The organism is Streptomyces sp. NPDC031265, from assembly GCF_055570295.1.
Genome location: NZ_JBVIHM010000025.1, coordinates 1 through 20,181 on the forward strand (window position 1 = coordinate 1; position 20,181 = coordinate 20,181).

Annotated in this window: 16 protein-coding genes and 1 pseudogene; 9 read left to right on the top strand and 8 right to left on the bottom strand. The window is 72.0% G+C overall.

The window, feature by feature from the left end; all coding sequences use genetic code 11:
• Window positions 1–185 precede the first annotated feature (185 nt).
• On the top strand, window positions 186–2,141 hold the full coding sequence (locus ACZ499_RS30130; protein ID WP_468679398.1) for an APC family permease: 1,956 nt from the start codon (window positions 186–188) through the stop codon (window positions 2,139–2,141).
• 3 nt (window positions 2,142–2,144) lie between these two features.
• Here ACZ499_RS30130 and ACZ499_RS30135 read toward each other — a convergent pair whose 3' ends face one another.
• Entirely contained in the window at window positions 2,145–2,534 is a 390-nt protein-coding gene (locus ACZ499_RS30135; RefSeq protein WP_468679399.1) for a winged helix-turn-helix transcriptional regulator, read from the bottom strand.
• Between the two features lie 105 nt (window positions 2,535–2,639).
• Here ACZ499_RS30135 and ACZ499_RS30140 point away from each other — a divergent pair, with 105 nt between their 5' ends.
• The 4 genes from ACZ499_RS30140 to ACZ499_RS30155 all read left to right on the top strand — a co-directional run bounded on the left by ACZ499_RS30140 (window position 2,640) and on the right by ACZ499_RS30155 (window position 7,110).
• Window positions 2,640–3,509, top strand: coding sequence for an SDR family oxidoreductase (locus ACZ499_RS30140; protein ID WP_468679400.1), 870 nt, complete (start codon window positions 2,640–2,642; stop codon window positions 3,507–3,509).
• A 135-nt stretch (window positions 3,510–3,644) separates the two neighbouring features.
• Window positions 3,645–4,634 carry an EamA family transporter RarD gene (gene rarD, locus ACZ499_RS30145; RefSeq protein WP_468679401.1) on the top strand — a complete coding sequence of 330 codons (990 nt, stop codon included), beginning with the start codon at window positions 3,645–3,647 and terminating at the stop codon, window positions 4,632–4,634.
• Window positions 4,635–5,115: 481 nt separating this feature from the next.
• On the top strand, window positions 5,116–6,432 hold the full coding sequence (locus tag ACZ499_RS30150; RefSeq protein ID WP_468679402.1) for a M28 family metallopeptidase: 1,317 nt from the start codon (window positions 5,116–5,118) through the stop codon (window positions 6,430–6,432).
• 102 nt (window positions 6,433–6,534) lie between these two features.
• Window positions 6,535–7,110, top strand: a complete 576-nt coding sequence (locus tag ACZ499_RS30155; RefSeq protein WP_468679403.1) for a flavodoxin family protein — start codon at window positions 6,535–6,537, stop codon at window positions 7,108–7,110.
• On the opposite strand, the gene ACZ499_RS30160 is transcribed toward ACZ499_RS30155, so the two are convergent.
• From ACZ499_RS30160 to ACZ499_RS30175, 4 genes are all read right to left on the bottom strand, one after another.
• Window positions 7,076–7,681 (bottom strand): TetR/AcrR family transcriptional regulator, encoded by a 606-nt coding sequence (locus ACZ499_RS30160; protein WP_468679404.1) that lies wholly within the window; start codon window positions 7,679–7,681, stop codon window positions 7,076–7,078. The genes ACZ499_RS30155 and ACZ499_RS30160 overlap by 35 nt on opposite strands.
• A 150-nt stretch (window positions 7,682–7,831) precedes the next feature.
• Window positions 7,832–8,740, bottom strand: a complete 909-nt coding sequence (locus tag ACZ499_RS30165) for an ABC transporter permease (protein ID WP_468679468.1) — start codon at window positions 8,738–8,740, stop codon at window positions 7,832–7,834.
• Between the two features lie 175 nt (window positions 8,741–8,915).
• Window positions 8,916–9,863 (bottom strand): ABC transporter ATP-binding protein, encoded by a 948-nt coding sequence (locus tag ACZ499_RS30170; RefSeq protein ID WP_468679405.1) that lies wholly within the window; start codon window positions 9,861–9,863, stop codon window positions 8,916–8,918.
• A 104-nt stretch (window positions 9,864–9,967) separates the two neighbouring features.
• Complete coding sequence (locus ACZ499_RS30175) at window positions 9,968–11,221, bottom strand: LolA family protein (RefSeq protein WP_468679406.1); 1,254 nt, start codon at window positions 11,219–11,221, stop codon at window positions 9,968–9,970.
• A gap of 555 nt (window positions 11,222–11,776) precedes the next feature.
• Between ACZ499_RS30175 and ACZ499_RS30180 the strand changes: the two genes are divergently transcribed.
• Complete coding sequence (locus tag ACZ499_RS30180; RefSeq protein WP_385538053.1) at window positions 11,777–12,343, top strand: hypothetical protein; 567 nt, start codon at window positions 11,777–11,779, stop codon at window positions 12,341–12,343.
• Window positions 12,344–12,410: 67 nt separating this feature from the next.
• Here the strand turns inward: ACZ499_RS30180 and ACZ499_RS30185 are convergent, their stop codons facing one another.
• Window positions 12,411–13,421, bottom strand: a complete 1,011-nt coding sequence (locus ACZ499_RS30185) for a polyprenyl synthetase family protein (RefSeq protein ID WP_468679407.1) — start codon at window positions 13,419–13,421, stop codon at window positions 12,411–12,413.
• 190 nt (window positions 13,422–13,611) lie between these two features.
• Between ACZ499_RS30185 and ACZ499_RS30190 the strand changes: the two are divergent.
• Window positions 13,612–14,115: pseudogene (locus ACZ499_RS30190) on the top strand (peptide MFS transporter); the annotation flags it as partial.
• A gap of 86 nt (window positions 14,116–14,201) precedes the next feature.
• Entirely contained in the window at window positions 14,202–16,199 is a 1,998-nt protein-coding gene (locus ACZ499_RS30195) for a CocE/NonD family hydrolase (RefSeq protein WP_468679408.1), read from the top strand.
• 18 nt (window positions 16,200–16,217) lie between these two features.
• Here ACZ499_RS30195 and ACZ499_RS30200 read toward each other — a convergent pair whose 3' ends face one another.
• Both ACZ499_RS30200 and ACZ499_RS30205 read right to left on the bottom strand, forming a co-directional pair.
• The gene (locus ACZ499_RS30200) at window positions 16,218–17,417 is read right to left on the bottom strand and encodes an FAD-dependent oxidoreductase (protein ID WP_468679409.1); all 1,200 of its coding nucleotides are present in this window, start codon (window positions 17,415–17,417) and stop codon (window positions 16,218–16,220) included.
• A 68-nt stretch (window positions 17,418–17,485) separates the two neighbouring features.
• Complete coding sequence (locus ACZ499_RS30205; protein WP_468679410.1) at window positions 17,486–18,736, bottom strand: carboxylate--amine ligase; 1,251 nt, start codon at window positions 18,734–18,736, stop codon at window positions 17,486–17,488.
• Window positions 18,737–18,917: 181 nt separating this feature from the next.
• Here ACZ499_RS30205 and fahA point away from each other — a divergent pair, with 181 nt between their 5' ends.
• A complete protein-coding gene (fahA, locus tag ACZ499_RS30210; protein WP_468679411.1) occupies window positions 18,918–20,141 on the top strand; it encodes a fumarylacetoacetase in 1,224 nt (407 codons plus the stop codon).
• Window positions 20,142–20,181: the final 40 nt, after the last annotated feature.

Below are 20,181 nucleotides of genomic sequence, written 5' to 3' on the forward strand. Positions count from 1 at the left end.
ACCCAGATGGCCGACCAACTCGACCAGGCCATCGAACAGCGCGGCAAGGGCGACCTCACCACCCTCCTCACCGGCAACGACACCTGGACCGTCACCGGTTAGGACCACCATGGGGGCAACCTGAATCAGTACGGGTGCCCGGCCGGGGAGTCTGCGCGGGCCCCCGGGCGGGCACCCGTACTGATATGCCCATGGACCGTCTCGCGTACCGTGTCAAACGGCGGCTGCTCGGCAAACCGCTCACCACCGAGCGCATCGGCGCCGAGAAGCTGGACAACCGCACCGCGCTCGGGGTGCTGGCGTCGGACTGCATCAGCTCGTCGGCGTACGGTTCCGAGGAGATGCTCCGGGTCCTGGTGCCCGTGGTCGGGGCGGCGGCGTTCAGTCTGCTGATGCCCGTGACCGGGGCGATCCTCTTCGTCCTGGTGCTTCTGACGCTCTGTTACAGCGATGTCGTCACCATCTACACGCGGGCCGGCGGCTCGTACGTCGTGGCGCGCGAGAACTTCGGGCCGGACGTCGCGCAGATCGCGGCCGTGGCGCTGCTCGTCGACTACATCGTGACCGTCGCCGTCCAGGTGTCGGCCGGGACCAACGCGATCATCTCGCTCGCGCACCTGCTGGGCGGCGGCTGGACCGGCATGGACCACCTCCAACTGCCCATCTCCGTCGGGGTGGTCCTCTTCCTCGCGTACGGGAACCTGCGCGGGGTGCGCGAGGCCGGGCGGCTGTTCGCGCTGCCCGCCTATCTGTTCATGGCGGCCATCGCACTGCTGCTGGCCGTCTCCGCCGCTCGCGGGCTCAGCTCCGGGCTGCCGCGCGCCGATCTGCACGCGGCGGGGGCGATCCCGGTCGGCAGTGCGGGCAGCGGCTGGCTGTACGGGGCGTCGCTGTTCATGGTGCTGCGGGCGTTCGCCAACGGCGGGTCGTCGCTCACCGGGCTGGAAGCGATCTCGAACGGCATCTCGGCGTTCCGCGAGCCGCAGGGCCGCAACGCCCGCCGCACGCTGATCACGATGAGCTGTGTCCTGGGCGTGCTGGTGCTCGGTGTGTCGACGCTCGCGCACTTCACGCACGCGGTGCCGTACAGCGACGGGACCCCGACCGTCATCGCGCAGGAGGCCCACTTCGCGTTCGGCGGCGGGGCGCTGGGCACGGCCGGGCTCGTCTTCGTACAGCTCGCGACCGCGCTGATCCTCTACACCGGCGCCAACACTCCGTTCACCGGCTTCCCCTATCTGGCCAGCTTCGTGGCCGAGGACCGGTTCCTGCCGCGGCTGTTGACCCGGCGCGGGCACCGGCTCGCGTTCTCCAACGGGATCATCTCGCTGACCGTCGTCGCGATGGCGCTGCTGCTCGTGACCCGCGCCAACGTCGACAAGCTGGTGGCGCTGTACGCGATCGGGGTGTTCACCGCCTTCACCATGGCCGGAGCCGGGCTCACCGCGTACCACCTGCGGCGGCGCGAGCGGCACCGGCGACTGAAGGTCTCCGTCAACGGGCTGGCGGCCGTGGTGTCGGCGGCCGTCGTGCTGATCTTCGCGGTCACCAAGTTCACCGAGGGCGCCTGGCTGGTGGTCGTGGTGTTCCCGCTGGGGGTGTGGGCGCTGACGCGGATCAACCGGGAGTACCGGCGGGAGGCGGCGGCCCTCGACACCCTTCAGGCGCCCGGCGCCGATCTGCCGCACGGCCGCCGCCATCTGGTGTTCGTGCTGGTGGAGACGCTCGACCTGGCGGCGCTCAAGGCGCTGCGGTACGCGCACGAGCTGCGGCCCGACGAGACCCGGGCGGTCCACTTCGCGATCGACGAGCCGCACGCGCGGCGGCTCTCGGCGCAGTGGGAGGCGACGGCGGCGACCACGGTGGCGCTGGAGCTGGTGGAGTGCCCGGACCGGCGGCTGCGGCACGCCATGAAGGAGCTGGCGGCCCGGACGACCGAGGACGGCCGGACCTGGCTGACGGTGCTGGTCCCGCACCGCACGTACACCGGATTCCTCGGCAGGCTGCTGCACCGGGGCACCGGCGAGGCGATGGCCAAGGCGCTGGAGCAGCTGCCGTCGGTGGCGGTGACGGTGCTGCCGTTCGACGTGTCGCGGGCGCTGCGGTCGCTGGAGGCGGGGCGGGAGCCGCAGCGCGACTAGGCATCACGCCCGCCTGGCCTCCCGGGCCGTGTCGTAGACGGCGCGCGCCTCCTGCACCTGCTCCATCCGCACGCCGGTCCACTCGGCGAGGGCCCGTACGCGTTCGGCGGCCTCGCGGCCGAGGGGGGTCAGCGAGTAGTCGACGCGCGGCGGGATGACCGGCTTGGCGTCGCGGTCCACGAAGCCGTCGCGCTCCAGCGTCTGGAGGGTCTGGGCCAGCATCTTCTCGCTGACCCGGCCGACGTGCCTGCGCAGCTCACTGAACCGGTACGACCGGTCGAGCAGCGCGAGGAGGACCAGGACGCCCCAGCGGCTGGTCACGTGCTCCAGGACGAGCCGGTGCGGACACATCGCCTCGCGGAGGTCCTCTGAGGACCGGGTACTTACTGCCATACCAGTACCTTACTTCAAAGTGGGTACTTACGAAAGGTTAGCGCCAGCCGTACGGTGAGTGGCACGGGGTCCGCACGGGAACCCAGAGCCAAGGAGTCAGCAGCCATGAGCATCGTCGTCACCGGAGCCACCGGAGCCCTCGGCCGTCTCGTCGTCGACGAGCTGCTCGCCGCGGGCGTGCCCGCGAGCGGGATAGCGGCCGTCGTACGCAACAAGGAGAAGGCCGCCGGGCTCGCCGAGCGCGGTGTGGAGCTGCGCGTGGCCGACTACAGCGCGCCCGAGACGCTGGCCGGGGCCTTCCGCGCCGGTGACCGCGTGCTGCTGATCTCCGGCAGCGAGGTCGGGCAGCGGGTGGCGCAGCACGCCGCCGTGATCACGGCGGCGAAGGACGCCGGGGTGGCGCAGCTCGCGTACACCGGCATTCTCGGCGGACCGGAGGCCGACTTCCGCCTCGCGGACGAGCACAGGGCCACCGAGCAGCTGATCCTCGACTCGGAGCTGCCGTACACCTTCCTGCGCAACGGCTGGTACACCGAGAACTACACCGCCCACCTGGAGCCGGTCCTGGCGCACGGGGCCGTCGTCTCCAACGCGGGCGAGGGCCGGGTGGCCTCGGCCGCCCGCGCCGACTACGCGGCCGCAGCGGCGGCGGTGCTGACCGGCGAGGGCCACCTGGGCCGGACGTACGAGCTGAGCGGCGACGTGGCATGGTCCTTCGCGGAGTACGCGGCCGAGGTCGCGCGGGCGACCGGCAAGGAGATCGCGTACCAGGCCGTCGCCCCCGAGGTGCACCTCGGCATCCTCACGGGCGCGGGCATCCCGGCACCGTTCGCCGAGATCCTGGTCGACGTGGACCTGGCGATCGGGCGGGGGCGGCTGGCGGGCACGTCCGGCGAGCTGTCCCGGCTGATCGGGCGGCCGACGACGCCGATCTCGGAGACGATCGCGGCGGCCACCGCGGGGGCCGTGGCCTGACGGGATCCGGCAGCGGAATCGGGCCACACCACGGTCAGGACCGTTTTCGGATATAGGGCATGACAGGTGCGGACACCTGGCGCTACCTTCGATCACGTCGACGTGCGCGCGTCGACGTGCGCGCAGGGAGGGCCCATGGCCGAGGAACCGAGTACCGCCGCCGGTGAAGAGCGGACAGGACTGCTCTACGGGATCGGTGCCTACGGGATGTGGGGGCTGGTCCCGCTCTTCTGGCCGCTCCTGAAGCCGTCCGGCGCGATCGAGATCCTGGCCCACCGGATGGTGTGGTCCCTCGCCGCCGTCGGCGTCGCGCTCCTCGTACTGCGCCGCTGGGCGTGGATCGGCGAACTCCTGCACCAGCCGCGCCGGCTCGCGCTCATCGGCCTCGCCGCCGCCGTGATCACGGTCAACTGGGGCGTCTACATCTGGTCGGTGAACTCCGGCCACGTCGTCGAGGCGTCGCTCGGCTACTTCATCAACCCGCTGGTCACCATCGCGATGGGCGTACTGCTGCTCAAGGAGCGGCTGCGGCCGGTGCAGTGGGCGGCGGTGGGGATCGGCGCGGCGGCGGTGGTCGTCCTGGCGGTGGGCGCCGGCCGGCCGCCGTGGATCTCACTCACACTCGCGCTGTCGTTCGCCACGTACGGGCTGGTGAAGAAGAAGGTGAACCTCGGCGGGCTGGAGTCGCTGGCCGCCGAGACGGCCATGCAGTTCCTGCCGGCGCTGGGGTATCTGGTGTGGCTCGGGACGCGGGGGGAGGCGACCTTCGCGTCCCACGGCGCCGGGCACGGGGCGCTGCTCGCCGCGACCGGGGTCGTCACGGCGGCGCCGCTGGTCTGCTTCGGCGCGGCCGCGATCCGTGTCCCGCTGTCGACGCTGGGGCTGCTGCAGTACCTGGCGCCGGTGTTCCAGTTCGGCCTGGGCATCCTGTACTTCCACGAGGCGATGCCGGCCGAGCGGTGGGCCGGGTTCTCGCTGGTGTGGCTGGCGCTGACGCTGCTGACGTGGGACGCGCTGCGGACGGCGCGACGGGGGCGGGTCGCACTGGCGGCGGCTGGGCGGCGGGTTGAGCCCCTCCCCGCCCCTTCCCCAAACCCTCCGGGGGTGAGGGTGGGGGAGGAGTAGGGGTTTCTTCCCGGGGCTCCGCCCCGGGACCCCCGTTGCGGGGCCCTGCGGCCCCTGCACCCCGCTTTCGGGGCTCCGCCCCGGATCCCGTTCGCCTGCGCGTCGTCTGTGGCTGGTCGCGCCCACGCGGCGGAGCCGCACATGTCACGGCCCCGCGCCCCTGAAGGGGCGGGGGCTACACCCCCTGCCCAGCTCCTCGAACGCCGGAGGGGCTGATTTGCCCGGCCCCCCTCCTGCCGCTTTCAGGGGCGCGGGGAACTGCGCGACCAGCCCCCACCGGCCCGCAGACAAACGGGTCCCCGGGGCGAAGCCCCCGCCCTCCCAGGGCTTGAGGGGACGGGCGGGGTGGGGGAACAATCCGGCCACCGTCCGCCCACCGAACACCCATGTCCGGAATACGTTCTTGACGGTGAGTGAAACTCTCCCTGAACATCAGGCTCGCGTTTCCGTACCATCCCCGAACGGAATACGGAGCCCCCACATGCGCACCAAGCACTCCAAGCACCGCAGAAGCGCCCTCGCGGCCGCGACCCTCGCCGTCACCACCCTCGGCCTCGGCCTCGCCGCGCCGGCCGCTCAGGCAACCGCCACCGCCGCCGCACCCGACATACCCCTCGCCAACGTCAAGGCGCACCTCGCCCAGTTCCAGCAGATAGCCAACGCCAACGGCGGCAACCGCGCCCACGGCCGGGCCGGTTACAAGGCCTCGCTCGACTATGTGAAGGGCAAGCTGGACGCGGCCGGGTACACCACCTCCGTCCAGCAGTTCACCTCGTCCGGCGCCACCGGCTACAACCTGATCGCCGACTGGCCGGGCGGTGACACCACGCAGACCGTGATGACCGGCGCGCACCTCGACTCGGTGACCGAGGGGCCCGGCGTCAACGACAACGGCTCCGGCTCGGCCGGGGTCCTGGAGACCGCGCTCGCCGTCTCCCGCGCCCAGCTCAAGCCCGACAAGCACCTGCGGTTCGGCTGGTTCGGCGCGGAGGAGCTGGGCCTGGTCGGCTCGAAGTACTACGTGAACAGCCTGTCGTCGGCCGACCGCGGCAAGATCTCCTCCTACCTCAACTTCGACATGATCGGCTCGCCGAACCCGGGTTACTTCGTGTACGACGACGACCCGGCCCTGGAGAAGGTCTTCAAGGACTACTTCGCGACCCTCTCCATACCCACCGAGATCGAGACGGAGGGCGACGGGCGCTCCGACCACGCGCCGTTCAAGAACGCCGGCATACGCGTCGGCGGCCTCTTCTCCGGCGCCGACTACACCAAGACCTCGGCCCAGGCCCAGAAGTGGGGCGGCACGGCGGGCCGCGCGTTCGACGCCTGCTACCACTCCTCCTGCGACACCAGCGCCAACATCGACGACTCCGCGCTCGACCACAACAGCGACGCCATCGCGTACGCACTGTGGCAGCTGTCCGCGGGCACCACGCCCCCGCCCACCGGGGACGCGCACGAGAACACCACCGACGTGACCATCCCGGACTCCCCCGGCGCGGCCGTGACCTCGTCGGTCTCGGTCACCGGGCGTACGGGCAACGCGCCCGCCGCGCTCAAGGTCGGGGTGAACATCGTCCACACCTACAGCGGCGACCTGGTGGTCGATCTGATCGGCCCGAGCGGCAAGGCGTACCGGCTGCACAACTCGTCGTCGGACTCCACGCCGAACATCAACACCACGTACACCGTGAACGCGTCCACCGAGACGGCGAACGGGACGTGGAAGCTGAAGGTGCAGGACAAGGGGCCGCAGGACACCGGCTACATCAACAGCTGGAAGCTGACCTTCTGACAGCCCGTCCCCGGACCCTGGCCCTGACCCCGGGGCCACCACTCCCGCAATGAGCATGCGCGTGCATATACTGCACGCGCATGCTTTTCTCTGGAGGGGACCATGGCCCGCAACTTCCTTTTCCTGCTCGGCAGTACGCGCTCCGGCGGCAACACGGAGGCGCTGGCCAGGCTGGCCGCCGAGCAGCTGCCGAGTGATGTCTCGCAGCGCTGGCTGGACCTCTCCCGGCTGCGGCTGCCCGAGTTCACCGACCGGCGCCACGACGGCGAGGGCCTGTACGCCGACCCGGCCGGGGACGCCGCGACCCTGCTCGGCGCGACCCTGGAGGCGACCGACCTGGTCATCGCCTCACCGCTGTACTGGTACGGCGTCTCGACCCCGGTCAAGCACTACCTCGACCACTGGTCGGGGTGGATGCGGGTGCCGGGTCTGGAGTTCCGGCCGCGGATGGCCGGGCGCACCATGTGGGGCGTGACGGCGCTGGCCACCGCCGACCAGTCCGTGGCCGATCCGCTGGTGGGGACCCTGCGCCACAGCGCCGCGTATATGAGCATGCGGTGGGGCGGCGTACTGCTCGGCTCCGCCAACCGGCCCGGCACCGTCGGGCAGGACACGGAGGCGACGGTCCGCGCCAAGACCTTCTTCAGCTCGGAGACGGTGCTCGCAACGCACGCATGACGTGCGCCACCAGCGAGGCGATCCTGTCAGGGGCGTGGAACGGCCGCTTCAGCGCATGCCGGTAGTACAGCGGCCCGTACAGCATCTCCACGGCCAGCTCCAGATCGGCGTCCGGCGGCAGCTGGCCCTGGCGCTGTCCGGCGCGCAGCCGCTCGTGCACCAGCGCGACGCGCGGGCCGACCAGCTCCTCGTTGACGGCCGCCGCCAGCGCCTCGTCGTGGAGCAGCTCGGAGAGGATGCCGGTGTACGCGGGGCCGATCACCGGCGAGGTGAAGACCCGCATCACGCTGGTGACATGCGTCACCATGTCCGTGTCGATGTCCCCCGTGTCGGGCAACGGCGAGGTGCTGACCACGGCCTCGATCACGGCCTCCAGGAGCACCGCGCCCTTCGTCGCCCACCAGCGGTAGATCGTCTTCTTGCTCACGCCCGCACGGGCGGCGATGCCCTCGATCGTGACGCGTCCATAGCCGTTTTCCGCGCAGAGTTCGAGGGCCGCGGAGAGGATCGCGCGGCGCGATCTCTCGCTCCGGCGCCGGGGGTTGGGGGCGGGGCGTGGCGACTCGGTCACGAGGCGAGTCTACGAGGACGGTCCGTAGCGTATTGACAGCGGAATGGTCTGATCCAAGAATGTGCCAAGGAAACGGCACGTGTCGTGTCGAGCCGCCACGGGGGTCGGCTCGCACGACCCGTCCCTTCCGTCGTCGTCCCGGGCCCGTTTTCAGGCCGTGATGTCCTTCGCCGTGAAGCGCGCCCAGGCGGCCGAGCCGAACACCGCCACGTACAGCGCCTGCAGCTCCAGGTTCTTCACCAGCTGGTCCCAGTAGACCGGCACCCGCAGCAGGTCCGCGAAGGACAGCCAGTAGTGCGGGAACAGATACGGGTGTATCGCGTGCAGCTGGGGGATCTGGTCCAGGATCTGCACGGTGATCAGCAGGCCGACCGTCGCCGCCATCGCCGCGACGCCGCTGCCGGTGAGGGTGGAGATGAACAGGCCGAGCGCGGCCACGCCGGTCAGCGACAGGGCCACCACCCCGGCGATCGCGAGCGCGCGTACCAGTCCGTCCGCGAACGTTATCTGCGTGCCGGAGATGGTCGTGACCTCGCCGAGCGGGAAGAGCAGCGCGCCCACGGCGAGCGCGGACGCCGCCACGACCAGGGTCGCCAGCAGGCAGAACGCGAGCACCGACGCGTACTTGGCGAGGAGCAGCCTGGTCCGCCCGGCCGGGGCGACCAGGAGGTAGCGCAGGGTGCCGCTGTTGGCCTCGCCCGCTATCGCGTCGCCCGCGACCACGCCGATCGCCATCGGCAGGAAGACGGGGAGGGTCGCGGCGAGTCCCGCGAAGACGAGGAAGAGCCCGTTGTTGGTGACCTGCGAGATGAAGGCCGGGCCGTCACCGCCGCTGGGGCCGGCCGTGCCGCCGTCGCTCGTCTCGATCTTCACGGCGATGCCGATCAGGACCGGGACGGCCGCGAGCACCCCGAGCAGCGCGAGGGTGCGCCACCGCCGCACGACGGTGACCAGCTCGGACCGGAAGAGCCCGAGCGCCCAGAGGGGGCTGGGCCGCCGGCCCCCGGAGCCCGGCCTGTCAGGAGCGGCCTGGGCCTCTGTGGCCGCCGCCGTCTCCACCCCTGTGGCGGACCCGGCCTCTGTGGTCTGTGCCGCGTCGGGGGCGGCCTGGGCCTCTGTGGCCTGCGCGGCCTCGGCCGTCTCCGCCTCCGTGGCGGACCGTGCCTCTGCGGTCCGTGCCGCGTCCGGGCCCGGCGGGGGCGCCGACGTGGGCACGTCCTCCGTTGCGTTCACCTCAGCCCGCGACATCGAACCCCTCCCCCGTCAGTGCCACGAACGCGTCCTCCAGCGAGGCCCGTTCGACCCCGAAGGCCCTCACCCGTACGCCGCCGTGCACCAGCGCGGCATTGAGCTCCGCCAGTTCCACGTCGTCCGGCGGGACTTCGCCCGTCACGCGGTCTCCGTCCACGGTCACGTCCGCGACCCCGCGCTCCTTGAGCAGCCGGGCCGCGTCGGCCGGGTCCGGGGTGGTGACGGCGAGCCGGCCCCGGTTGCCCGCCGAGAGCTCGGCGACCTCGCCCTGGACGACCAGACGGCCCTGGGTCATCACCGCCGCGTGCGTACAGACCTGCTCGATCTCGTCCAGCAGGTGCGAGGAGAGGAAGACCGTCGTGCCGTCGGCGGCGAGCTCCCGCACCAGGGCGCGGATCTCCCGCATGCCCTGCGGGTCGAGGCCGTTGGTGGGCTCGTCCAGGACCAGCAGCTTGCGCGGCTGGAGCAGAGCGGACGCGAGCCCGAGCCGCTGCTTCATGCCCAGCGAGTACGCCCGCGCCTTCTTGCCGGAGGCAGCGGCGAGCCCGACCCGCTCCAGGGCGTGGGCGACCCGGCTCGCGCGGGTGCGGGGGTCGGCGGTCGGGTCGGCCGAGTCGTACCGTACGAGGTTGTCGCGGCCGGACAGGAATCCGTACAGCGCTGGGCCCTCGATCAGGGCGCCCACCTGCGGCAGGACCGTGCGCCCCGCGCGGGGCATGGGGCTGCCGAGGACTCGGGTCGTGCCGGAGGTCGGCTCGATCAGGCCCATCAGCATGCGGATGGTGGTCGTCTTGCCCGAGCCGTTGGGGCCGAGGAAGCCGAAGATGCTGCCGCTGGGGACGGTGAGGTCCAGGCCGTCCACGGCGAGTTGGCCGCCGCGGTAGCGCTTGCTGAGACCGTGGGTCTCGATCACCGATGGAGAGTTCCCCACCCCGCCCCTTCCCGTAACTGGTGCTTGGCCCCGGCCCCCTCGGCCGGTCAGCGCTGAGATTTCAGGGGGTTGCGAGGGGGGACCCGGGTCCCCCCTCCCCCTGACTACTTCGCCGCGTTCGCCGCGTTCACCAGCGCGTCCTTGTTGACCGCGCCCACGAACACCTTGCCGTCGTCCGTCACCAGCGCGTTGACCAGGCGGGTCTTGTAGACCGTGCCCGAGCCGAACCTGCCCGTGACCTTGTCGCCCAGGGAGTCGAGGAACTTCCGGGCCTCCGGCGGGACATCGCCCTTGCCGCCCTTGCCGGAAGGTGCGGTCGGGATGCCCTTACCTCCTGGAACGTCGAGGCGGGCGATGGAGTTCCAGCCCTTCCCGATGACGTTGAGACCCTTGAACTCGCTGCCGGAGCCCTTGAACCCCTTGTCGCCCCGGCCCGCGTGCGCCTTGCCGTCGTCCTGGGTGACCTTCGCCCCCTTGGGCGGGGTGAAGTCGAACGTCGAGGCGGACGGCTTGCCGAAGTCGACCTTGGTGAAGCCCGCGTCGATCACGGCCTTGCCCCCGCCGGACGGCGCGAGCGTGAACTTCAGCGGCACCCCGTTCTTCGCGTCCACCGCGATCCGGATCGCGCCGATGGTCGAGCCGGACTGCTTCGGCTTGATCACCAGCTGGTAGGCGTCCCGGCCCGCCACGTGGGACGTGCCGTCGACGGTGACCGAGGTGGTCGGGTCGACCGCCTTCAGGGCCTGCTCGGCCATCGCCTTGGGCGTGGTCGGCAGGGCATCCGGGGCCTTGCCCGAGCGGCCGTGGCGCTTGGCCGCGTCGCCCCCGAGCTCCTTCTTGCCGTCGCCGGCCCGCTTCGAGTGGTACACCTCGTTCGAGGCGCTGTCGTACGCCCACACGTCGTCCCCGGTGTGGATGACGCTGTACTCCGACGCGTTGTCGAGCACCGACAGCTTCTGCTTGTCCGGGCCGTCGGCCGCGACCCGCAGGGTGTGCGAGCCGGAGGCGAGCTCCATCAGCTTGCTGTCGGGCGAGGCGGACGAGCCGCCCTTGCCCGCGCCCCCCTTGGGGGCGAACGAGCCGAGGCCGCCGAAGGACGGCAGACCCAGGTCCGTCTTGATCTTCACCGTGCCGGAGAGCTGCTGGGCGTCCGACGCGGCGATCTTCTCGATGAGCTGCTGTGCGCTGATCTTCGGCAGATCGGGGTCACCTGAATCCGCGAGCGCCGGGACCAGCCCGATGGTCGCGGCCGCCACCCCCGCCACCGCGACCGGGACCAGATACCGGGCGGCCTTGCGGCGGCCCGCGACGAGGTCCCTGGCCTCCTCGGTGGTGTGTGCGCTGTCGTTCGGTGCCATGTGTGCCTTACCTCCGTGGTCGGCGGCGTCCGTCCGTAGTGCTGCGCTCTGTCCACCCCGCGCCGCCATTCTCACCCGAATTGGTCAGGAGTGGTGTTCTCAATCTGACCAAATCAGCCGCCGTCAGGCGTCACCCCTCGGGAGCAACCTCGTGTACCTCTCTGGGATGACAACGGCACGCGAGACCTCCCCCGACCAGTAGGGGTTGTACGTCGCGTACCTGTCAGAAGCGCCAACTCCGCCGAGGCCAGGCGGGATTGCCTCCCACCACCGCCAACGACCCTCGGCGCGCTCCGGACTGAGCCGCCTTCAGGAGCTGCCCGTACGCCGAGACACCGCCACCGCCGCCCGCCCCCACGGCGGCGGCATCCGCGAACCGCTCCCCTCCTCGCGGTGCACATTGCTCCGCCAGCTATGCCACCGTTTGCGCAGCGTCACCAGGCATCCAATAGTGTGACCTGGGTCACACTATTGCCAGATCGGGTGTTCGAGTCGCTTTGGGCCGGAATCCGTACACCTGAGTGAGAGCAACCGGCACCACAAAAGGGGATCGCCATGCTCACCGTCCACCGCATCGCCGTCGGCGCTGCCGCCGGGACAGCCGTCCTCGCGCTGGCCGCCACGGGGTGCGGAAGCAGCAACAGCAGCAGCAAGACCGAGAAGCCGTCGACCACCACGACGGCCCCCGCGACCCCGAATCCGGCCGCCCCCACCCTCAGCGCCGCCGACGTCGACAAGGTAGGCACGGTCGTCACCGACAGCAACGGATACGTCCTGTACCGCTTCGACGAGGACACCGCGAAGCCGTCCCACTCGAACTGTCTGGCCGCCTGCGCCGCGATCTGGCCCCCGGCCCCCGCCACCGACGCGCTGACCGTCAAGGGCATCGACAAGGCCCTGGTCGGCAAGGTCACCCGCCCGGACGGCAGCGCCCAGCTGACCCTCGCGGGCTGGCCGCTCTACCGGTACGCCAAGGATGACGGGCCTCGCGAGGCGTACGGGCAGGGCGCCGGCGGCACCTGGTTCGCGATCACCCCGACCGGGGCGAAGGCCACGGCCGACACGGGCGGAGGCACGACCTCGGGCGGCGTCATGACACCGCCGGGCGGCTCCGGCTACTAGGAACGGGTACCCGTAACGAGTACCGGAACAGGAACCGGACGGGTACCGGGACCGGCGGAGACGGCTCCTAGCCCGCCCGGTGCACCACCGCGTCGCACAGCTCCTCCAGAGCCGACTTCGCGTAGCACCCCGGCAGCGGCGCCAGCGTGGCGCGGGCCTCCTCCGCGTACCGCACGGTGTCCCTGCGGGCCTGTTCGAGCGCCGGGTGCACCCGCAGCCGGCGCAGCGCCTCGGCGTGCCGGGCGTCGTCCGTCAGGTCGCCGTCGAGCAGCGCGACGAGCTCCAGGTCCTCCGGGCGGCCGTGCTGGGCGGCGTGCGCCCGCAGGTGCAGGACCGGCAGCGTCGGGATGCCCTCACGCAGGTCGGTGCCGGGGGTCTTGCCGGACTCGTGCGAGTCGCTGGCGATGTCCAGGACGTCGTCGGCCAGCTGGAACGCGGTGCCGAGCCGCTCGCCGTACTGCGTGAGGATGTCGACGACCGACTCGTCGGCCCCCGACATCATCGCGCCGAACCGGCCGGAGACGGCCACCAGCGAGCCGGTCTTGCCCGCGAGCACGTCGAGGTAGTGGTCCACCGGGTCGCGGCCGTCGCGCGGACCGGCGGTCTCCAGGATCTGGCCGGTGACCAGCCGTTCGAACGCCTCGGCCTGGATGCGCACGGCCTCCGGGCCCAGGTCGGCCAGTATGTGCGAGGCGCGGGCGAACAGGAAGTCGCCGGTGAGGACCGCGACCGAGTTGCCCCAGCGGACGTTGGCGCTGGGCACCCCGCGCCGCACCTCGGCCTCGTCCATGACGTCGTCGTGGTAGAGCGTCGCCAGATGCGTGAGCTCGACCACCACCGCCGAGGGCACGACACCCGGCGCGTAGGGGTCGCCGAACTGCGCGGAGAGCATCACGAGCAGTGGCCGGAAGCGTTTGCCGCCCGCGCGCACGAGGTGCTGCGCGGCCTCCGTGATGAAGGGGACCTCGCTCTTGGTGGCGTCGAGCAGGCCCGCCTCGACTGCCGCCAATCCGGTCTGGACATCGGCTTCAAGAGCCTGGTCCCGCACGCTCAGCCCGAACGGCCCGACGACGGTCACGAGGGGTACTCCTGTCTGCTGACGATCACACGGATTGTCGATGTGTCGCTGCCTTCACTCAAGTCAGCGTATCCGGTCGCTGTTCGATCACCGCTGGCGCCTTCCCGTCACCCCTCGCGCACAGCCCGATGGACCCCGGTATGTTCGTGATCAGCTCATACGATCAGGAGTAGGCCTTTTGTCCGGAACGATCACCGACACCGCGACCGACCCCGGCGCCGAGCGGCCGCCGCCCCGGGACGACCACGCCTTCCTCGGCCACCCGGAGGGGTTGCTGACGCTCTCCGGCCCGGAGGTGTGGGAGCGGTTCTCCTTCCTGGGGATGCAGGCGATCCCGGTCCTCTACTTCGGCGACCCCGTGGCGCACGGCGGCATGTGCCTGGACGCGGCCACGGCGGCCTCGGTCTCGGCGGCGTACGGAACGCTCGTCCATCCCGTCCCGGTCGCGGGCGGCCGGCTCGCGGACCGCATCCTCGGCTCGTACCGCGCGGTCCTGTACGGCGGCGTCCTGATCGCCTGCGGCCACTACACGATGGCCGTCCCCGCCCAGGCGGCGACCTGGGCCGGACTCGGCCTGATCAGCGCCGGTACGGGCCTGCTCAAGCCGAATGCGGCCTCGTTGGCGGGCAAGCCCTACCGCACCTGCGGAAAGGTCTCCAACGCCGCCCACTTCGGCGTCAACGGCGCGATCGCGGTGGCCCCCGGCCTCGCGGTGATCGCGGCCGCGCCCTGGCCCAAGCGCACCATGCACCCCGTCCACTGAGGTCCTGCGAGGCTGCCATGCGGATCCGAACCGACTTCCCGTACGAGACCACCCGAGTGGACGTGCGCATTCCGCTCCCCGACGGGACGCTCCTCTACGCCCGGATCTGGCGCCCGGTGACCGACGAGCCCGTACCGGCGCTGCTCGAATACCTGCCGTACCGGCTGACCGACTGGACCGCGCCGCGCGACTGGCAGCGCCATCCCTGGTACGCGGGGCACGGCTACGCCTCCGTGCGCGTCGATGTGCGCGGGCACGGCAACAGCGAGGGCCTGCCGGGCGACGAGTACGACGCGCGGGAGCTCGCGGACGGGGTCGCGGTCGTCGAGTGGCTCGCCGCGCAGCCCTGGTGCGACGGCAAGGTCGGCATGTTCGGGATCTCCTGGGGCGGCTTCAACTCCCTTCAGATCGCGGCCCTCGCGCCCGAGCCGCTCAAGGCGGTCGTCACGGTCTGCTCGTCGGACGACCGCTATGACAACGACGTGCACTACATGGGAGGTTCCGTCCTCGCCGTGGGCATGCACGCCTGGGCGGCGACGATGCTGGCGTTCACGGCGCGCCCGCCGGACCCCGCGTACGTCGGCGACCAGTGGCGGGACATGTGGCTGACGCGCCTGGAGTCCATGGAGCCCTACATCCACACCTGGCTGGCGCACCAGACCCGCGACGACTACTGGAAGCACGGCAGCGTCCGCGAGGACTACGGGGCGATCGGCGCCGCGGTGCTCGCGGTGGGCGGCTGGCACGACCCGTACCGGGACACCGTGCTCCGGCTGGTGGAGCACCTGCCCGCCGACCGGGTGCGCGGGCTGATCGGGCCGTGGTCGCACGAGTACCCCGACCGGGGGCTGCCGCCGGGGCCTGCCATCGGCTTCCTCCAGGAGACGCTGCGCTGGTGGGACCACTGGCTCAAGGGCAAGGACAGCGGGGCCATGGAGGAGCCGCTGCTGCGCTCCTGGATCAGCGAGTCGCACCGGCCCGCCACGGTGTACGAGGAGTTGCCCGGCCGCTGGGTCGGCGACCCGGCGTGGCCCTCGCCGCACGTCACCCCCGTCCCGTACGCGCTCGGGGGCGCCCCGGTCCGGGTCGACTCGCCGCAGCACACCGGCCTGGACGCGGGCCGCTTCTTCCCCTTCGGCAACGAAGGCGACCTGCCGCCGGACCAGCGCGCCGAGGACGCGTACTCGGCGGCGTTCGACTTCGCGGTGCCGGACGACGGGCCGCCCCTTGAGATCCTCGGGCGCCCGCAGGTGACGCTGCGGCTGCGCATGGACGTCCCGTTCGGGCAGGCGATCGCGCGGCTCTGCGACGTGGCGCCGGACGGCTCGTCCACGCTGGTCACCCGGGGCGCGCTCAATCTGTCCGCGCGCGAGAGCCGGGACCGCGCGGACGCCTGGCCGCTGGGCGCCACCCAGGACGTGACGTTTCTCCTCAACGGCATCGGCCACAGCTTCCCACCGGGCCACCACGTCCGCCTCGCGGTCTCCTCCGCGTACTGGCCGTGGATCTGGCCGCAGGCGGACTCGGTGGGCTTCACGATCGACCCGGAGGGCAGCTCTCTGAGCCTGCCGGTCCGGGAGCGGACGGCCGACGCGATCGCCTTCGGGGAGCCCGAGCAGTCGGCGCCCCTCGGTGCGGTCTCCCCCGCCTCGCTGGACGAGCCCCGCCCGGAGCGCCTCGTCGTCCGCGACGTCGCCAAGGGCGAGTGGCGCCTGGAAGTGGACCCGCGCCGCGGCGGTACGCGGGTCCACCCCGACGGCCTGGAGTTCACCGAGGACGCCCTGGAGACGTACACGATCGACGAGGCGGACCCCCAGTCCGCGCGCACCCGCTCGGACTGGACGATCCGGCTGCACCGGCCGGAGCTGGCCTGGGACGTCACGATCACCACGCGGTCCGAGATCGCCTGCGACGCGGCGGACTTCCTCACCTCGGACGAGGTGGTGTGCCGGGACGGCGGGGAGGTCGTCTTCCACCGGACGTGGGAGAAGCGCATCCCCCGGACGGCGGGCTGACGCGGCGCCCCGGCCGCTTCAGCCGCCCGCCGCCACCGACGCCGCGAGCCGGGGCGAGGCGTACTCCGTACCGCACACGAACCGCATCACCGGCCCGAACGACGACGCGGCCGGCAGCCCCGTGAAGTACAGGCCGGGCACCGTCGACCGGTACCCGGCGTCCAGGACCGGCGCGCCCCGCGAGGTGGACAGCTGGGTGCGCACGCCCGGGCCGAGGTAGTCGAGGGCGGCGACGTCCATGCGGTAGCCGGTCGCCGCCAGCACGTGGTCGGCGGCCAGTTCGCGCTGGGCGCCGGCGGCGCCGCTCAGCGTCAGGACCGGGCGGCCGGACTCGACGCGCGCGCGGACCACGCGGCGGCCGTCGGTCACCGCGACCCTGCCGGTGAACCGGTCGCGCAGCCACCACGCGCCCAGCGGGCCCAGCACCCTGCGCACCAGGTAGTGCCGGGTGGGCGCGGGCAAGTGGCGGAAGTGGGTGGCGTGGTACGAGAACGCGTACAGCGACCAGGCGCGGCCGAACGGCGAGTCGGGGCTGAGCCGAGGCTGCTGGTCGGGCGCGGCGCCGAAGCGGACGGCCCCGGTCCGGCGCGCCACGATCCGTACGCTCGCGCCCGCCTCCGCCATCAGCACCGCGCTCTCGATGGCCGACTGGCCGGCGCCCACGACCAGCACCTCGCGCCCGGCGAAGCGGGAGAGGTCGGCGTGCTGCGAGGCGTGCGAGACGAGGCCGGTGACGGAGGGGCCGTCGGGGACCACGGCGGCCAGCTCGCGCGGCATCCGGGCCAGTCCGGCGAGCCCGGTCGCGACCACCACCGCGCGCGCCTCGAAGGCCTCGCCGGAGTCCAGCTTCAGCTCGAAGTGGCCCGCCCGGGTGCGGTCCACGGAGACCACCCGTACGTCCTCCAGATCGGGCAGCAGCTTCTGGGCGAACCACTGCCCGTACGCCGCGAAGTCCTCCACCGCGATGAGGTCCCAGTCGGACTCGTACCGCCGGATCCCGGTGTCGGCGCAGAAGTCGACCAGGGTGTGGCCGGGTTGGGGCGCGTCGATGCTGGAGGCGGACGGCGTCGACTTCAGGACCATGCCCGCGGGCATGTGCGCGCGCCAGCTCACCATGGGCGAGCCGAAGACGCGGACCGGGAGGCCGCGCCCGCGCAGATGCGCGGCGGTGGACAGACCGTAGGGCCCCGCCCCGATGACAGCTACCGGACGAATCACGTGAAGGTCCCCTCCCCAGGGTGGTACGCGCAAGTGCTGGCCGTGCCTGTTCCGCTGGTCCCGCCGGGCTACTCGGCGATCGCGCGGCGGGAGCTCCGCCACAGCTGGTAAAGGTGCTCGGCCCCCGGTCGTACGAAGCGGGCGAGCATGGTGAAGAACGGCCTCGGGTCGTCCCGGGCGAGCCACGCCAGCTCGGTGCCACGGGGGCGCGCGGGCGCGTGCGGGGTGGTGTAGCCGCTGCGCCGGTAGGCGAGCAGCGCGGGCAGGTCGATGTTCTCCACTACATAGCGCCGCCCCGCCCGCTGTTCGCCCTCGGGGACCGCGCGGCCGGTCAGGTGCAGATGCTGGGCGCGGACGACGTCGATGCCCGCCTCGCTCTCGAAGAGGCGGAACTGAGCGCCCATCCGCGGGTTGAAGTCGAGCAGCTTGTACCGGCCGTCGCGCCGGTCGAAGCGCAGGTCGAGGTCGACGATCCCGCTGAAGCCGATCCGCTTCACGAACTGCTCGGCCAACAGCGCGAGTTCGGGGTTGTCGACGACGTACGCGGTGGCGGTCATCCCCGCGTGCGGCGGCCAGGAGCGGACCTTGACGCCGGTGAACATCGCCAGCGGCGTCGCGTTCTCGTCGAAGTAGGCGTGGACGATCCAGTCCTCGGCCTCCTCGCGCGGCAGGTACTCCTGGAGGATCACCCCCGGCCGTTCGCCCCACTCGCGGGCGAGGGCGAGCAGGTGCGCGGCGCTCTCCACGCGGGTGGTGCCGCGCACCGCGGGCCGCTCGCGCCGGACGAACGCCTCGCGGTTCTTGGCGACCAGCGGGAAGCGGGCGTGCCGGGCGAAGTCCTCGATGTCGTCGTACGTGTCGGGGAAGGCGGCCGCGGGCGAGGGCACCCCGTGCTCGACGCACAGCTCGTGCAGTCCGCGCTTGCTGGCCAGCCTGCGGGGCAACTCGGGGGCCACGGGCGGGAAGAGGAAGTGCCCGTCGAGCTCCTTCTGATGCTCGGCGATCAGCACCGCCGCCTCCTCGTCGGTCGGCACGAGGACGGTCGGCCGGCCGATCCGCCGCCCGATCCGCAGCAGCCCGTCGACCAGGGCGTCCGGGTCCTCGCGACCGGTGGTGGGCCAGGCGAAGGCGTGGCGCAGATAGCGGGAGCGCGCCGCGGGTGTCCAGCGGTCCTCGGTGATCGCGTACATCGGCACGCCGAGTCTGCCGAGGCTGCGGATGGCGCCGACGCCGCCGTGGTGCAGCGGATAGCTCCCGATCTTCACGATCAGTGCGGGCACGGTCCGGTCGGCCGTGAACAGGGCATTACTGCTCGACACCAGTCCCCCCTCAGGACGCACGGCCCCCTCGCCGCGTTCGTGTCCCGGCAAGGACGGTAAGGGGGAATCTCCCCCTCCGGACGGGAAGTTTCCGGACATTACGAACTCTTTAGGCACTGCCTACGCAACCATCGCCGACGTAACGTGTCCTCCACACCCGTGGAAAGCGAGGCAGGCACAGATGTCCGAGCAGAGCCCGCTCGACCTGGCCGAGGGCGACCCCTTCGGCCCGCACAACCTTCCGTACGGCGTCTTCTCCACGCCCGACGCGCCCGAGCACCGCCGCGTCGGCGTCCGCATCGGCGATCACGTCCTGGACGCGGGAGCCGCCGCGCACGCACTCGGCTCCCCGTACGCGGCACTGCTCGCCCGGCCTTCGCTGAACCCGCTGCTCGCGGCCGGGCGCACGGCCTGGCGCGATGTACGGCGCGCGCTCACGGCGTGGGTCACCGTCCCCGCGCACCGGCCCGACATAGAGCCCCTGCTGCACCCGCTGGACACGGTCACCCTGCATCTGCCGTACGAGGTCTCGGACTACGTCGACTTCTACGCGAGCGAGCACCACGCCACCAATGTGGGCCGGATCTTCCGGCCGGACGGGGACGCGCTCACCCCCAACTGGAAGCACCTGCCGATCGGTTACCACGGCCGGTCCGGCACGATCGTGGTCTCCGGTACGGACGTGGCGCGCCCGCACGGGCAGCGCAAGGCGCCCACCGACCCGGCGCCGGTGTTCGGCCCCTCGGTGAAGCTGGACATCGAGGCGGAGGTGGGCTTCGTGGTGGGCACCCCGTCCGCCCTCGGCCGGCCGGTGGACCTGGCCTCCTTCGAGGACCACGTCTTCGGCCTCTTCCTGCTGAACGACTGGTCGGCGCGGGACATCCAGGCGTGGGAGTACGTGCCGCTCGGCCCGTTCCTGGGCAAGTCCTTCGCCACGTCGGTCTCGGCGTGGGTCACTCCGCTGGAGGCGCTGACGGCCGCGCGGGTGGCCCCGCCCGCGCGGGACTTCCCGCTGCTGCCCTACCTCGACGACGCGGACGCCGAGGTGCCGGGCGGCTTCGACATCCGCATCGCCGTCGCGCTCAACGGGCAGCTGGTGGCCGAGCCGCCGTTCGCGGGCATGTACTGGACGGCCGCCCAGCAGCTCGCCCACATGACGGTGAACGGCGCGTCGCTGCGGACGGGCGACGTGTACGGCTCGGGGACCGTCAGCGGCCCCGAGCGCGACCAGCGCGGCTCGTTCCTGGAGCTGACCTGGAACGGTACGGAGCCGATGGAACTCCCCACCGGCAAGCGCACGTTCCTGGAGGACGGCGACGTCGTCACGATGACGGCGTGGGCCCCGGGGCCGGACGGGGTCCGGGTGGGTCTCGGCGAGGTCACCGGCCGGATCGTGGAGGCCTGACGGGCGTGGGGGGGGGGGGGGGGGGGGGGGGGGGGGGGGG